At 42.3% G+C, this 14,782-nt stretch carries 14 protein-coding genes; 9 read left to right on the top strand and 5 right to left on the bottom strand.

Annotated features, from left to right (window positions below; all coding sequences use genetic code 11):
• Positions 1-1,703 (top strand): CHAT domain-containing protein (locus tag DP117_RS04320; RefSeq protein ID WP_169217106.1); only part of this gene is annotated, 1,703 nt, incomplete at its 5' end.
• Positions 1,704-1,886: 183 nt separating this feature from the next.
• Here DP117_RS04320 and DP117_RS04325 read toward each other — a convergent pair.
• From DP117_RS04325 to mutL, 3 genes are all read right to left on the bottom strand, one after another.
• On the bottom strand, positions 1,887-2,030 hold the full coding sequence (locus DP117_RS04325) for a hypothetical protein (RefSeq protein ID WP_248277523.1): 144 nt from the start codon (positions 2,028-2,030) through the stop codon (positions 1,887-1,889).
• A gap of 188 nt (positions 2,031-2,218) precedes the next feature.
• Complete coding sequence (locus tag DP117_RS04330; RefSeq protein ID WP_169217107.1) at positions 2,219-2,557, bottom strand: hypothetical protein; 339 nt, start codon at positions 2,555-2,557, stop codon at positions 2,219-2,221.
• Positions 2,527-4,233 (bottom strand): DNA mismatch repair endonuclease MutL, encoded by a 1,707-nt coding sequence (gene mutL, locus DP117_RS04335; RefSeq protein ID WP_169217108.1) that lies wholly within the window; start codon positions 4,231-4,233, stop codon positions 2,527-2,529. Before mutL ends, DP117_RS04330 begins: the two co-directional genes overlap by 31 nt.
• A gap of 312 nt (positions 4,234-4,545) precedes the next feature.
• On the opposite strand from mutL, the gene DP117_RS04340 reads away from it, so the two are divergent.
• Positions 4,546-4,899: a rhodanese-like domain-containing protein gene (locus DP117_RS04340; protein WP_248277524.1), complete on the top strand. Its 354-nt coding sequence runs from the start codon at positions 4,546-4,548 to the stop codon at positions 4,897-4,899.
• A gap of 102 nt (positions 4,900-5,001) precedes the next feature.
• On the opposite strand, the gene DP117_RS04345 is transcribed toward DP117_RS04340, so the two are convergent.
• Complete coding sequence (locus tag DP117_RS04345; protein ID WP_169217110.1) at positions 5,002-6,048, bottom strand: adenosine deaminase; 1,047 nt, start codon at positions 6,046-6,048, stop codon at positions 5,002-5,004.
• A gap of 182 nt (positions 6,049-6,230) precedes the next feature.
• On the opposite strand from DP117_RS04345, the gene DP117_RS04350 reads away from it, so the two are divergent.
• From DP117_RS04350 to DP117_RS04370, 5 genes are all read left to right on the top strand, one after another.
• Positions 6,231-7,574, top strand: a complete 1,344-nt coding sequence (locus tag DP117_RS04350; protein ID WP_169217111.1) for an adenylosuccinate synthase — start codon at positions 6,231-6,233, stop codon at positions 7,572-7,574.
• A 174-nt stretch (positions 7,575-7,748) separates the two neighbouring features.
• Complete coding sequence (locus DP117_RS04355) at positions 7,749-9,218, top strand: zinc ribbon domain-containing protein (protein ID WP_169217112.1); 1,470 nt, start codon at positions 7,749-7,751, stop codon at positions 9,216-9,218.
• A gap of 168 nt (positions 9,219-9,386) precedes the next feature.
• Positions 9,387-9,986: a 50S ribosomal protein L25/general stress protein Ctc gene (locus DP117_RS04360; RefSeq protein ID WP_169217113.1), complete on the top strand. Its 600-nt coding sequence runs from the start codon at positions 9,387-9,389 to the stop codon at positions 9,984-9,986.
• 81 nt (positions 9,987-10,067) lie between these two features.
• Positions 10,068-11,609: an AAA family ATPase gene (locus DP117_RS04365; RefSeq protein WP_169217114.1), complete on the top strand. Its 1,542-nt coding sequence runs from the start codon at positions 10,068-10,070 to the stop codon at positions 11,607-11,609.
• Between the two features lie 20 nt (positions 11,610-11,629).
• On the top strand, positions 11,630-12,124 hold the full coding sequence (locus DP117_RS04370; RefSeq protein ID WP_169217115.1) for a hypothetical protein: 495 nt from the start codon (positions 11,630-11,632) through the stop codon (positions 12,122-12,124).
• 31 nt (positions 12,125-12,155) lie between these two features.
• On the opposite strand, the gene DP117_RS04375 is transcribed toward DP117_RS04370, so the two are convergent.
• Entirely contained in the window at positions 12,156-12,383 is a 228-nt protein-coding gene (locus DP117_RS04375) for a hypothetical protein (RefSeq protein ID WP_169217116.1), read from the bottom strand.
• 351 nt (positions 12,384-12,734) lie between these two features.
• Between DP117_RS04375 and DP117_RS04380 the strand changes: the two genes are divergently transcribed.
• Both DP117_RS04380 and DP117_RS04385 read left to right on the top strand, forming a co-directional pair.
• Positions 12,735-13,424 carry an HAD family phosphatase gene (locus DP117_RS04380; RefSeq protein ID WP_169217117.1) on the top strand — a complete coding sequence of 230 codons (690 nt, stop codon included), beginning with the start codon at positions 12,735-12,737 and terminating at the stop codon, positions 13,422-13,424.
• A gap of 28 nt (positions 13,425-13,452) precedes the next feature.
• Positions 13,453-14,394, top strand: a complete 942-nt coding sequence (locus tag DP117_RS04385; protein ID WP_169217118.1) for a putative 2-dehydropantoate 2-reductase — start codon at positions 13,453-13,455, stop codon at positions 14,392-14,394.
• The last annotated feature ends 388 nt before the right edge of the window (positions 14,395-14,782 follow it).

Raw genomic sequence — 14,782 nt, forward strand, 5'->3', positions numbered from 1 at the left:
CACTCAAATTCTACAACCAATCACTGCCCCTATTCCGCGCTGTCGGCGATCGCACGGGCGTTGCAGCTACCCTGAATAACATCGGTGGAGTGTACGACGCTTTAGGACAAAAGCAACAAGCACTCAAATTCTACAACCAATCACTGCCCCGATTCCGCTCCGTCGGCGATCGCACAGGCGTTGCTGTAACTTTAAGTAATATTGGTATATTGTACCGTGATACAAATCGACCTACTGATGCCATTTCATATTTAGAGAAATCTCTGACTATTATCTTGGAAATGCGCCAAGGTTTACAACGGCAATATCGTCAAAAGTTTCTTGAGGATAACGATTGGAGTGCTGATCTAGTTGATGTCCTCATACAGCAGAAACAATATGCCAAAGCTTTTGAATGGGTTAACTTATTCACCACCGCTGAGTTAGCTGATTACACTCGCTTGATTAACGCCAAAGTTACCAATCCACAAGTACAGCCAAGGCTTGACAAGTGGAATAGGCAAAATCAACAACTCGAAGCTTTGCGACAAAAACTAAAAGATAACTTTTCTGAGGAATTATCTAAACAAGTTCAGCAATTACAAGCACAAGTTTACAAAGATGCTGAACGTATTTCCGAGGATTTTCCTGAAGTTGCAGAACTGTTTGAAACCACGCCCCCAGATATTGAAAAGCTGAAATCTTCTATCCCAGCAGGAACAGTTGTTGTTCAACCAGTCTTACTGGGGAATTCCATCGCCATCTTTGTTTTAACCAAAGACCATTTGAATGTTGTTAAAACACCGATTAAGTACACTAAATTTAATAAACTTCTCGCCGACTACCTCAAACAGGTGCAAAATGAGGGTGATGATAGCTACATTGAAACTGGTAGCGGTCCCCTCTACGATATCCTGATTCGCCCTGTGGAGAAAGAAATTCAGGCTTTGTCTCCCAAAGAGCTAAGTATTATCACGAGTGGCAAACTACGCAACCTTCCTTTTGAAACTCTTTACGACAAACAAAAACAAGAATTTTTAATCCAGAAATATCCTGTCAACTATCTGACTCGCATTTCTACTCGTTCCTTAGAATCATCGTTAGAATCATCGACAGCGCAAAAGCTTGTAAATCCACAACAAGCTGTTTTAGCATTTGGGAATCCTGTACCTCGCGTTCCACACAATTTACCAGGCGCAGAGGAAGAAGTTAAAAATATAACGCAACTCTTTCCCACAAGTCAAGCTTACCTCGGCAACAACGCTACCCTCAACAACTTCAAAACTTACGCTTCCCGCTTTCCTCTATTGCATTTAGCAACTCACGGCTGCTTCCAAAACCAAGATTGTAAAAAGTTGAACTTAAAAAAGAACACATTACTATTTGCTGACACTCAATTTAATATTGCTGATGCTGCGCGTTTAGGATTACAAGGTACGCAACTGCTGACTCTCAGCGCTTGTCAAACTGCTCAAGAAACCAATTCTGACAACGAAGGAATTATCGGTGTTGCTTACATATTTGAGCGTGCTGGTGCTAAAGCAGTGATGGCTTCTTTGTGGGCGGTTGAGGATAAAGCAACGCAGGAGTTGATGATTGAGTTTTATAAAAATATTAAGCTGGGTATGAGTAAAGGGGAAGCACTGCAAAAAGCTAAGCTGAAGCTAATTGAGCGTCATCCTTATTATTGGTCACCTTTTGTCCTCATTGGCAATGCGCGGTGAAACAGTACACAGTACACAGTACACAGTTATTTCTCGTTCCTTGCTTCTAGCAAGGAATGCATAACTTGAGGCTCTGCCTCAATATAATCATAGCGAGGCAGAGCCTCGTTGTAGGCATTCCCATGCTGAGCATGGGAACGAGAAATAGGGAATTGATGCAGATGGTAACAAGCCCGATATTTTTTAAAGTGCTTCCCATTCGTCTCTACTGATTTGAGCATTGGCGTATAATCCTTGTAGTCCAGGTACTTCTGCATAAAAAGTGCCATCATCTAAAATTTCATAAGTAGCTCGTTGCAAAGCTGCTTGAATATAGTTTGTCAACATTTGTTGGCTGATTTTTGCTTTTCTAGCTTTATTTTAGGAAAATTACTTAGTATTTTGCCCGATTTTTCTGATTCAGATTTCCGACTTCTTGAAGAAGCGTGTGTAGAGACGTTGCAGTACAACATCTCTATCAATCTTGGGGCTGGGCAAGTCATCCTATCTGAACCATGTTAATTCATAAGTTTTGTTTAATCTGTGGTTACGAATCCATAAGCGTTTGCCACAACAGCAATTGCGGAACTAACAACAGCAACTGCGGAACTAACAACAGCAATTGCGGAACTAACAACAGCAATTGCGGGATTAACAACAACAACTGCGGGATTAACAACAGCAATTGCGGGATTAACAACAGCAATTGCGGGATTAACAACAGCAATTGCGGAACTAACAACAACAACTGCGGAACTAACAACAACAACTGCGGAACTAACAACAGCAACTGCGGGAGTAACAACAAGCAGGCAGATAACTGATAACTGATAACTGTTAACTGTTAAATCCCGTGACTTTTGCCAATCACCCAATGACGTTTGAAAAAACGCGCCAAAGCCGACTCTTCCAAAGATAAATAAATTGGGCGTCCATGCGGACAAGTACGCGGGTTGCGCGTGCGTTGCCATTCATCTAAAAGTGTTTGCATTTGTTGTAAACTTAAGGTTGTACCATTGCGAATAGCACTGCGACAGGCAACTGCGACTTGTGCTGCTTGTAAGTCACCTCCCCAACTCAGTTCTAAAATCGCATCTGCACAGTCGTCTCGTTGTTGTAAAAGTGCGGGTACGCTGCGAACTGCCCAAAGTTGCTCACCAAAGGTTTCTATATCTAAACCAATTCGTTGCAGTTGCGAGACTTGAGCGGGAGATAATTGATAAAGAATGACTGGGGGTTCGATAGGAATAATTTTCCAATTATCGCACAATTGCTCGTACAAAACTCGTTCATGGGCAATGTGCTGTTCCACTAACCACACTCCACCAGGATGTTCTGCGACGATATAAGTGTTATTAACTTGAGCAACAGCTTTGAGTTGTAGAGATGTTGTATGCGATGTCTGTTCATCCGTTTTGTGTTCTTCACTGGGAAGAGAACGATTGAGGTTGTATCCGCCTTTTTCTTCTGCAGCTTTGAGTAATTTACCAACTCGCGTTGTGTGAACAGCGTCTTTAACAGATGTAGAATTGATACGGAGTGCTTGTGCGATCGCCGTACTAATTTGTTCTTGCCAATAACTCAGTTGGTTAAGATAAATTTCTGATTTTGCCGGATTACGATTCCAGTTGATATACTCCGGGGAAATGAACAGATGTAGCAAACAGACAGGAAAGCGATCGCGTGGTAATGTCCGATAAAATCCTGACAAGATAGTCTGCTCTAATTCTGATGACTTCACCATTCTTCCATTCACAGCAACTCGTACCCAGTCTGGACGATGACGATGACATCTATCTGGTAATCCTATCACTAAATGGAGTGCTGAGTTTTGAATTCTAAGTTCTGAATTCTCAGGATGAGGTATTTCCAGCTTTAACTCTTGTAAATCAGCTTCTTTAACTTGATGTAGAATCTGGGGTAGCAGTTGTCCTATTGACGTGGCGGAACATAGACTAAACCACTCTCGGTCATTTTGCCAGACTTGCCAGGTAACATGAGGATGACACAAGGCGATTTGGTAAATTGTTGCTTGCACTGCTTTCATTTGCTGTGCTAGTGTTGGCAATGCCTCACGACGACCAGAACAATTTCCAAAGAGATTTGAGACTGTGACAACTGTACCGGGGGCGATCGCACAAGCTTCCACATACAATCTTTCTCCCGCGTAGCCATAGACAACTCGCACTCCCACATCTCCACCGAGTGGACGACTCAATATTTCTAAATCTGCCAGAGTTGTCAGACTATGCAAGGCTTCTCCACGAAACCCTAAACTCGTAATTTTCCACAAATCTGCACAACTGCTGATTTTACTGGTACTGTGTGCCGTTGCTGCTTTTTGTAAGTCTTCTAAAGTCATTCCATAGCCATTATCTGCCACACGTACACGCCATTGCTGCGGCCATAATGAAACAACAATTCGTGTCGCACCTGCATCAAGGGAATTTTCTACCAATTCTCGTACTACGGAGGCTAAAGAGTCGATAACCTCTCCGGCTGTAATTAGATGTACGACTTCTGCTGGTAAAGCATAAATAGTTGACGTCATAAATTACAGTGTAGGGGAATTCAAAATGGACTGCGTCCTTGCACTCTACGAAAATTCAAAATTCAAAATGAAAATTTTGTACCATCATTGAATTTTGTCAGTGCAAAGTGTGCGTGTGATAGATCGTCAAGGTTGACTTAAGGGGTAAATTTTTAAGAATTTCTTCAACTTTGTATAACTTTGTATTGCTTTAAGATACTTAATTTAATTTATTGAAGCTTAAACATAAATCTCGAAATATGTATTAATTTTGAAAAAAACAAGAAAAAAATCGCTTTTTTGATAGATTTCAGGAGATGTCAAAAATGGGAAATGCGTATGACCAACTTACTATTAGGAAACTTCACACCCCAAACCGATGCACATGACTTAAAGTCTCGTTTGCAGTGGGGGCAACCAGCTTTCACCATTGTAGATGTGCGTACACGTCAAAGCTACAATCAAGGACACATTTCAGGAGCAATTCCACTTCCCGTAGACGAACTTGTAAAAAGAGCAACAACAACTCTCGCGAAAGAACGCGATATCTATATTTACGGTGACAGTGACGAGCAATCAGCTAGTGCAGCAAAAACATTGCGTGATGCAGGATTTTCTCGTGTATCAGAACTGACTGGTGGTTTTTCTGCTTGGAAAGCAGCTGGTGGTTCCACAGAAGAAGTATAACAGTTAACAGTTATCAGTTAACAGTACACAAAAAACTGATAACTGTTAACTGATTTAACTGATTTAACTGTTACCTGATTTTGGTCAAACCTTTGTGATAGTTCATGATTCTATCATAGCTAGGGTTTTAGTGGGTTGCGGGTTGAGCAACCCATTTAGCAGAGAGACTGGGCGTTGTCTGTAAGGCCAAGCAAAAGCATGACGGAATGCTGCATCTTGACAAGCTCGTAGCTGTTCAAAGTTAATAATGTCGTAAGTTAAGAGATTCTCATACTCGAACGGTAGACGGACATTGTGCAAGCCAGCATTATCAGTACAAATGGCAATGTCTACTCCTGCTTCAAAGCAACGGTCAAATACTGTCTTGAGTTGACGTATATCTTGTAAAGTACCAGTTTTTAGGTACGTTGTGGGGCAAACTTCCAAACACTGACCTCGCAGAGCGACATCTTTGAGCAATTCGGGATACAGTAAAGGAATTTGGATACCGTGACCAATCCGCATGAGATACGGTAAAAGTTGGGGATCGCATCCGGCTGTCGTTTCATAAAGGTGTCCTGTGGTGTTGAGTCCAAGCGATCGCGCATAATCATACAAACTTATCCATTCGTCTATGCGCTCTTTAGAATAACTATCTCCCCCAGCGACATCGATCGCACAAACATATTGTCTGTTTTGCGCTGCCAAATCAACAATCGCCTTATTCACCTCAAACGGTAGGCGCGAGTGCATACAGAGAATTTGGCTTGTGACAATCGGATATTCTGGGAGAATGCTTGCTTTACCCACAACTTCCACAATTTCTGCCATCATGTCAATTCTCTGGGATTGACTCAGATGTTCTGGTGTTCGTAGATAAGGGGTATAGCGCAACTCTAGATAAGCCAAATTTTCAAAGATGTAGGCACCCCTGAGTAGGCGGTAGATGAAGTAAGGCAAAGTCTCTAGAGTTTGCACGCTTTCTACCAAGGTATGCAACTCCAGATACTCGTCTAGAGTGTTGCGTGGACGCGTGTAAAAGTCTTCAAATGCTGCATAGTCAGCAAAGCGGGAAATCAACTCAGGCGACTGACGTTCAAAGTACCGCCATAAAATACGAGGTACAACCGAACCGCCCAGATGCCGATGTAATTCTGCGTATAGAGTCATAGCGGCCTTCTAACACAACTAAAAATTTTAATTATTATTAACACTAACAAATAAAAAAACAAGCTATTGGTGTAGGACATTTGATGAGACTTTCTTATCTCACATCTATTGAAGACTTGACAAAAGTCCTTAATTTTGCTAAAAATGGTTTTTTGTGCAAACTTTAGTTTTTTAATAAACACTTGGCTAACGTAATTGTTATAGGTGCCCAGTGGGGCGATGAAGGAAAAGGTAAAATAACAGACTTACTCAGCCGCTCCGCAGATGTTGTTGTACGTTACCAGGGGGGCGTCAATGCCGGACACACAATTGTAGTCAAGGGTCAAACCTTCAAACTGCACTTGATTCCCTCTGGTATTTTGTATCCAAAGACCGAGTGCATGATCGGCTGTGGGACAGTTATAGATCCACAGGTTTTGATTGCAGAACTTGACCAATTAGAAGCACTTGGTATTTCCACTGACAATCTGCTCATTTCTGAGACGGCTCATGTGACGATGCCTTACCATCGATTGATTGACCAGGCGTCGGAGGAGCGCAGGGGAACTCATAAAATTGGCACAACAGGTCGTGGAATTGGTCCAACCTACGCTGATAAATCAGAACGGACTGGTATCAGGGTTTTAGATTTGATGGATCCTGAGGGACTACGTGAACAGTTGGAGTGGACAATTCATTACAAAAACGTCCTTTTAGACAAGCTTTACAACGTACCACTGTTAGACCCCAAACAAGTGATTGATGAGTACCTTGGGTATGCGGAACGTCTACGACCACACGTTGTTGATACATCTTTAAAAATATACGATGCGGTTCAAAGACGGCGCAATATCTTGTTTGAAGGAGCGCAAGGTACACTTCTCGACTTGGATCATGGGACATATCCATATGTCACCTCCTCGAACCCAGTTGCAGGGGGGGCTTGTGTTGGTACAGGGCTAGGACCGACAATGATAGACCGGGTGATTGGTGTCGCGAAAGCTTACACCACTCGGGTAGGTGAGGGACCTTTCCCCACAGAAATAGATGGGGAAATGGGAGAAGTGTTGGGTACGCGTGGTGCCGAATTTGGGACAACGACTGGACGCAAACGACGTTGCGGCTGGTTTGATGCTGTTATCGGTCGCTATGCTGTCCGCATCAATGGTATGGACTGTTTAGCAATTACGAAACTTGATGTCCTCGACGAACTGGAGGAAATTAAAGTTTGTGTTGCTTATGAAATTGATGGGGAACGCTGCGAACACTTTCCTAGCAACGCTCGTAAATTTGCGCGGTGTCGTCCGATCTACAAAACTATGCCAGGATGGCAAACTTCAACCAGTGATTGCCGCTCTTTAGAAGAATTGCCAAGGCAAGCACTAGACTATTTAAAATTCTTGGCAGAATTGACAGAAGTCCCGATCGCGATCGTCTCCTTAGGAGCGAGTCGAGATCAAACTATCATTGTAGAAGACCCCATCCACGGTCCAAAACGTGCTTTATTGCATCCTGACGGCACACCCGCTTCATTGCTGAGTGCATAAGAGTTGTGGCTGAGTACAATGCCTTGTGCCGAGGAACTAGAAGGTTAGATAGCGGAATTAATTAGGATATAGTGGAGCAAAACAGACACTCCACTATTATGTACTTAACACCAATGGAAGCTCAAAAAAGATATGGATACCACCCAAAAACATTAATAAGAGGAGGAAAGAACAATGGTTAAACGTAAGCCAAAAAATTTAGTTCAAAAGTTGTCAACTCAAGTGGTTCCCGCTTGTGGCGTTGATAGTGCGTCAAAAGCAGAGTTGCTAAAAATAATGGAACGCTTAGCCATTGTTCGTGCAGAATCTTACAACAAGCTTGGAAGTATTAGGCACTGGGGAATGGATTGGCACAAAGCTTATCCTGAAGTGCGTTCTTTTCGTTCTCCAGAGTCATTAAACTTGCCGTCTAAACTTATGGAATGGATTGTTAGCGATGTTGCGAAAGCCATTCTTGCGGGGCAAGCTGCGACTATCGCTAATCTTAAAAAACATATTTGGAATAGATACAAGGGCGAGAAGAACGAGAAGGTCAGAAAGCAATGTTTAGAAAAGCTTAAAAGTACTGCGTTTTTAGACGATTCTTTTCTGCATCGTATTGTTAGGAAGGAGTTTCAACGGGGACATACTTTTGTTGGGAATCAAATTGTTTATCAACCTGATGGTTATTCCTGTAAGCGCGTTAACCGGCATGTTTACCTGTTAGAGTTGGCGGGATTAACCAGAGGTAAGCGAATTAAGATAAAGGTTTGCAGTAATAGAAAAATCTCTGGACAAATCCGAGTTGTTTTTGACAAAAACTTAGAGCAGTTCGAGATTCATTTTTTAGTCAATTTCGGAGAATACACTAAAGACTCAGGAGCGATTAACACCGAAGTTGGTATCGACAAGGGGTACACTGAAGCTTTTATTGATTCTCAAGGGACTGAACATGGTCCAGGTTTAGGTAAACTGCTAACTCAAAAGTCAAATCGTATAACTAACAAGAACAGAAATCGCGGCAAGTTATTTGCTCTTTCTCGCAACTTAAAACAACATGACCCTGCCAAGTCTGCAAGAATTTTAAAAAACAACTTAACCAGGAAGACAGAAAATAAGCGTTACAACAAAGACCAATCCGCAATTGCAAGTCTTATAGGCTTCGCTTCTAAGTCTTTGTTTGAAGAAAAATTTTTAAAAATTTATGCCGAGGATTTGACACAACCCATCAAAAATAAACGTCAATCCAAAGCAATGTCTGGCAAGTTAAATAGCTGGGTAAAAGGCTACTTGCGGGACAGTTTAGAAAAATGGGCTAGTTGGAGTAATTCGACTATCACAGAGGTTGCTGCTAGTTACACGTCGCAAGTTGACTCTGTTACAGGAACTCTGTTGGGTAAGCGTGACTCAGACACCTTTACCAGGTTTACTGGGGTCGTGTTACAGGCTGATCTAAATGCTGCTTTGAATATCCTTGCTCGTGGTACAGATAAGGAAATTAACCGTTATATGAAAGCGGATGAAATTCAAGCAGTGTTATTGCGTCGTACTGCGCGTTTCTTGAAAGGACTAGGTAAGAGTTTAACTGATGCTGTTGAGCTAGGATGGCTTGACCCCAAGCATACCAAAAATTCTACTTTTAAGGAACTGGTCAATGGGAGTTGACCAGCGTCTAGACAGATAAGTGGAAGGTTAACACCAAATACCGCTTGCACCACTTCTCACTCAGACAACAATAAATTACACCGTTTTATTGAGCATTGCTCCGTTTAATGAGTCTCCCGTACGAAGTGATAGTATCAAAATCTCAAATCCAAAATCTAAAATCGGAAAATGGAGCTAACAGTCGATTGTCAGAAGCGGCCAGAAGGTAGTAAGCCCAATGCTTTGCGCCTTTCTGGAAAAATCCCCGCGAATTTGTACGGTCATAAAGGTACCGAATCAATTGCTCTTGTCATTGATGCTAAGGTTGTTGAGCGTCTGCTCGTCAAGGGTTCGGTTAACAACACGTTGATTGACCTCAATGTTACTGATATTCCTTGGCGGGGCAAAACCTTGTTGCGGGAAGTTCAGTCTCATCCAGCAAAACGTACCCCTTATCATCTCAGCTTTTTTGCTGTTGCAGGTCACGGCGATGCTGATGTGGAAGTCCCTGTACGTTTTGTCGGAGAACCTGTAGGTGTGAAGTTAGAAGGTGGTGTCTTAGACACGCAAATCACACTCTTGTCGCTGCGTTGTGCGCCGGAAAATATTCCTGAAGCGATTGAGGTTGATGTCACTAACATGCAGATAGGAGATAGTTTGAGCGTTGAGCAACTTATCCTACCTGCAGGTACTAAATATATGGGTGAACCTGGTCAATTTGTTGTGACTGTTTTGCCTCCTCAAGTGAGTTCAGATACACAGACAGAATCAGTAACCGAAGCAAGCTAAAGTTTGATATAGTTACCGAAGAAACCAGGGGCACACCTCTGGTTTTTTTGTTACGTAAATTGTTGAGGCGCAGAAAAAAAGATGACAGAAGTTTCTCTTCCCCCTTTAATTCAGCAGATGTTGCAGCCTGAGTTTTATCCGCATCCGGTGAAAGAACCTATTGAATTGGTTCAGACGCATATTTCTTATGTGCTGTTGACTGGAGATTATGCGTATAAAGTGAAAAAGCCGATGAATTTTGGCTTTTTAGATTTTTCAACTTTAGAAAAGCGAGGACATTTTTGTCACGAGGAGTTGCGTTTAAATCAGCGCGGCGCTGCAGAACTTTATTTAGAAGTCTTCCCTATTACTCTAGAGGGAGAACAGTACAAATTGGGAGGAACAGGAGAACCTGTAGAATATGTGCTGAAAATGCTCCAGTTCCCCAATGAGACGCTGTTGAGCAAAATGTTTGAGCAGGGTCAATTAAATGAGGGACTTGTAGAAGAGTTGGGACGGGTAGTCGCTCAATATCATGACACCAAAACTGTAACGAATGATTACATTCGCTCTTTTGGTGAGGTGGACCAAGTTCGAGCTGCGTTTGATGAAAATTACGAGCAAACGGAAAAGTATATTGGTGGTCCCCAGACACAGAAGCAGTTTGAGGAAACAAAGCAAAACACAGATAAATTTTTTGCTCAACGTGGCGAACTCTTCAAGAAGAGAATTCAAAATAACTATATTCGAGAATGTCACGGGGATTTGCACTTAGGAAATATTTGTTTGTGGAAAGATAAAATTTGGCTGTTTGACTGTATTGAGTTTAATGAGCCGTTTCGCTTTGTCGATGTGATGTTCGATATTGCTTATGCTGTCATGGATTTGGAAGCTCAGCAACGTCCAGATTTGAGTAATGCGTATTTAAATACTTATCTTGAGGTGACTGGCGATTGGGAAGGTTTACAAGTCTTGCCTATCTATTTAAGCCGTCAATCTTATGTCCGGGCAAAGGTGATTTCATTTTTATTAGATGACCCAAGTGTACCTGCTTCCGTGAAGGAAGAGGCGACAAAAAAAGCAGCGAATTATTACAAGCAGGCTTGGGAGTATACACAACCCCGCCAAGGACGACTGATTTTGATGTCGGGTTTATCAGGTTCTGGTAAAAGTACAACGGCGCGGTATTTAGCTCGTCAAGTGGGAGCAATTCACGTGCGTTCGGATGCTGTGCGCAAACATCTGGCGGGAATTGGGTTAATGGAACGTGGTGGTGATGAGTTATACAGCAACGAGATGACTCAGAAAACTTATGCACGGCTGTTGGAATTGGGAATTTTGTTGGCAAAAGAAGGTTATGTGGTGATTTTAGATGCCAAATATGATAAACAGCACTTACGTGAAGAGGCGATCGCCGCTGCTGTTGAACATCAACTTCCGGTGCAAATTATCTCTTGCACCGCACCAGCATCCGTTTTGGAACAACGGCTAAATGAGCGTACTGGTGATATTGCTGATGCAACTGCTGATTTATTGGCGTCTCAATTACAGCAAGCTGAACCTTTGACAGAAAAAGAAAAATCACTTGCAAAAATTCTGGATACGACTCAACCAATAGAGGCACAATTAAAGAATGTCATTTAAGAATAGGTAGGCTACATCTTATGGCAGCACCAAAGCTAAATTTTTCACCAAACTTCGTCACTCAAATTCTGTTAGGGTTATTTTTTACACTAGTATTTTTGAGTACAGGATATGACCCAGGTCTGAGTGTATTTCTGGGTGTATTGGGTGGTTTCGCGTTAGGGTGGGTGACAGCATCAACCAAAAGTGGACCACAAGCAACTACAGTAGCGACCTCTGAAGGTGTTGATGCCGGCTTGAAGTATTGGTTATTTTTCTTACTAGGGTTTGTGTTTGCAGGGTATCAACCACCTATGGGTATTTTCCTGGGTGCGATCGCCGGTATAGGCGGAGGCTGGATGATTTCTTGGTGGCAAAGCAAGGAAGAATCAAAAACTCAACTATCACAAGAAGAACCGAGAGAAACTGAAGCTGAAATTGCTGGCGAAAGACCAACCAGACGGCAAATCAGGAAAACCACTCGACGTTTTCGTAGCCGTCCTGGAAATTTTAATTTCAAGTTTTGGGAAAAGTAGTCAGCAAGTCCCGACTAAAAGTCGGGATTGCTCACAAACCTAGTATTTTCTTCACTTGTGTGATGAATTGGTTGAGAATTTCAGGTAAATTGTTGATTTCTTGGAGCAAGTCTTGAGGACTGAAACCAAAAAACATCAAGATAACGACAATTAGAAAAATGGCGATCGCCGTACTGAGGGCTGTTTGTAATAGACTCAGCAAAGCTCGGAAGACTAAAAACGCGACAATGAGTGCAGCAATGAGAATAACGAGGTTCATTGGTTTTGCCTGAATAAATCACAATTTTTAAGTGTGGAAGGACTTGTTAACCTTGCAGTAAGGTTCACATCATACAGCAGAATAGACGAAAAGCTAGACTCTGATGTGGCGTGATTCCCCGCTGCTGATACTCACGGGGAGGGTTCAAGCATGTCAAAACAATTTTGCTCTTGGCGACAAATCTAAGAAAAACTTCTCAGCTACGACTAGATGAAGAGGTACGGGAAATTTGAGTGTTTAAGGAATCGTTGCATTTTCTGATGAAGTTAGGAATACGACTTGATAAGGTATAAGCTTATGCTCTATTGCATCAACGATGAACGCTTAAACGTATCATTGGAAGTTCCTAAGATGTCGCAACATTTCAAAGCCGCAATTTTTGACATGGATGGTCTACTTTTTGACACAGAAAGTATTGCTCGATGGGCTTGGAAGAAAGCTTTAGAAAATCATGGTTATGGGATGAGCGACAATTTTTTCAACGATTTATACAAAGAGTTTATCGGTCGAGACTTATCATGGCGGGAAAAATTTTTAAAAAGAAGATATGGCGCAAGCTTTCCTTTTGAGTCAGTGAAAGCGGAACGCATTAAAATCGGCGATGATCGAGAAATGCAAGAAGGTCTTCCTATAAAACCAGGTGCATTAGAATTGTTAAATCAGCTAAGTGCCTTTGGAGTGATTCTTGGGTTAGCAACTGGAACATCTTTAATCAGAACAACTCGACGTTTGATGAATGCTGGTATTTATCAAAATTTTGCAACAATTGTCACGAGCGAAAATGTTGCTCAAGGTAAACCCGCCCCTGATATTTTTCTAGAAGTCAGTCGCAGAATTGATGTTGCTCCTCAAGAATGTGTCGTTTTCGAGGACTCCTTTGTTGGTGTCGAAGCAGCCTCATCAGCTCGGATGTGTACGATTATGGTTCCTGATTTAGAACAGCCATCTGCTCAAATAAGAAGTTTGGCTTACAAAGTGTTGGATTCTCTAGAGCAAGCAAGCGAATTATTAGAGGAATTGTTTGGAGTTAAAATCAAGTAACGAAGCAGAAAATATATTGATTTCCTTCATGTCCAAACGCACATACGCCATACTAGGAACTGGTGCATTAGGTGGATTTTACGGTGCCAAACTGCAAAAAGCTGGCTTGAATGTCCACTTTTTGCTGCGTAGCGACTACGAACACGTCAGCAAAAATGGTTTAATTATTGAGTCTGTTGACGGCGACTTCAGCCTACCGCAAGTTAATGCTTACTGCGATGTGAAAAAGATACCTCAATGTGATGTTGTCGTCATTGCACTGAAGACAACACAAAACCATTTGCTACCAACTTTGTTACCTGCTATTGTCAAGGGTGATGGAGTTGTGCTGGTGCTGCAGAATGGATTAGGAATTGAGAAGGAAGTTGCTCAAATTGTCGGTAGTGATAGGGTGATTGGTGGGTTATGCTTTCTGTGTTCAAATAAAGTAGGACCAGGACATATCTGCCACTTGGACTATGGACAAATTACCTTAGGTGAATATGCAGCTGAGTATTGTCCAGCTGGTATCACAGAACGAATGCGGCAAATTGGTGAGGATTTTGAAAGTGCTGGTATCCTTATTGAATTAACTGAAGACTTGCTGCTAGCACGTTGGAAAAAACTGGTATGGAACATTCCATATAATGGGCTTTCTGTTATTCTCAACGCGACGACGGCAGAATTAATGACAAATGTTCACACCCGCAAATTAGTAGAACAGCTGATGTATGAGGTGGTGGCTGGGGCGAAGAGTTGCAATTGCATTATTCCCAAAAGCTTCATTCAAACAATGCTAGATTACACTGTGAAGATGAAGCCCTACCGTACCAGCATGAAAATTGACTATGACGAATGTCGTCCCTTGGAAGTAGAAGCAATTTTCGGTAATCCGTTACGAATGGCACAAGCTGTGGGAGTGAATTTGCCGCAAATTTCTTGTCTTTATCAGCAACTCAAATTTTTGGATGCCAAGCATACAGATAGATAGGAAGATTACAGAAAGCAAAGAAGATTTTTAAATTAATTTGTAGAAAACAAATAAAGATTTGTGTCGAGATGTAAGGTACGAGACACAAGGCATCCTTATTGAAATCCCCGCTTATTGATCGGGATGCATTCTGGGTTCTGTGTTCCTACTATGTGGTCTTCTTACTCCCTTCGGTGGTCTAAGATTACCTATCTTCTTTTTCTTCTTCCTATGCGCCAAGGGCGCACGCTGCGCGCTCCGTGTCCTAGCCTTCGGCACGCCGCTAGCCCCTAAGGGGGCGCTGCGCAAACGCGTCTAACGCGTCTTTGCGGTACCCTGCGGGAAGCCGCTGCGCGTCTACGTTAAATTAGGTATTCTTCTGGCGGGAAGGGAGTAAGCATTGTCCGCA

The organism is Brasilonema sp. UFV-L1, assembly GCF_012912105.1.
Lineage (GTDB): Bacteria > Cyanobacteriota > Cyanobacteriia > Cyanobacteriales > Nostocaceae > Brasilonema.

Coding starts and splice junctions, on each gene's coding strand:
- DP117_RS04375 (WP_169217116.1), bottom strand. CDS start 12,383: ATGAACCTCGTTATTCTCATTGCTGCACTCATTGTCGCGTTTTTAGTC.
- DP117_RS04345 (WP_169217110.1), bottom strand. CDS start 6,048: ATGACTCTATACGCAGAATTACATCGGCATCTGGGCGGTTCGGTTGTA.
- DP117_RS04360 (WP_169217113.1), top strand. CDS start 9,387: ATGGAGCTAACAGTCGATTGTCAGAAGCGGCCAGAAGGTAGTAAGCCC.
- DP117_RS04340 (WP_248277524.1), top strand. CDS start 4,546: ATGCGTATGACCAACTTACTATTAGGAAACTTCACACCCCAAACCGAT.
- mutL (WP_169217108.1), bottom strand. CDS start 4,233: ATGACGTCAACTATTTATGCTTTACCAGCAGAAGTCGTACATCTAATT.
- DP117_RS04380 (WP_169217117.1), top strand. CDS start 12,735: ATGTCGCAACATTTCAAAGCCGCAATTTTTGACATGGATGGTCTACTT.
- DP117_RS04370 (WP_169217115.1), top strand. CDS start 11,630: ATGGCAGCACCAAAGCTAAATTTTTCACCAAACTTCGTCACTCAAATT.
- DP117_RS04385 (WP_169217118.1), top strand. CDS start 13,453: ATGTCCAAACGCACATACGCCATACTAGGAACTGGTGCATTAGGTGGA.
- DP117_RS04325 (WP_248277523.1), bottom strand. CDS start 2,030: ATGTTGACAAACTATATTCAAGCAGCTTTGCAACGAGCTACTTATGAA.
- DP117_RS04355 (WP_169217112.1), top strand. CDS start 7,749: ATGGTTAAACGTAAGCCAAAAAATTTAGTTCAAAAGTTGTCAACTCAA.
- DP117_RS04365 (WP_169217114.1), top strand. CDS start 10,068: ATGACAGAAGTTTCTCTTCCCCCTTTAATTCAGCAGATGTTGCAGCCT.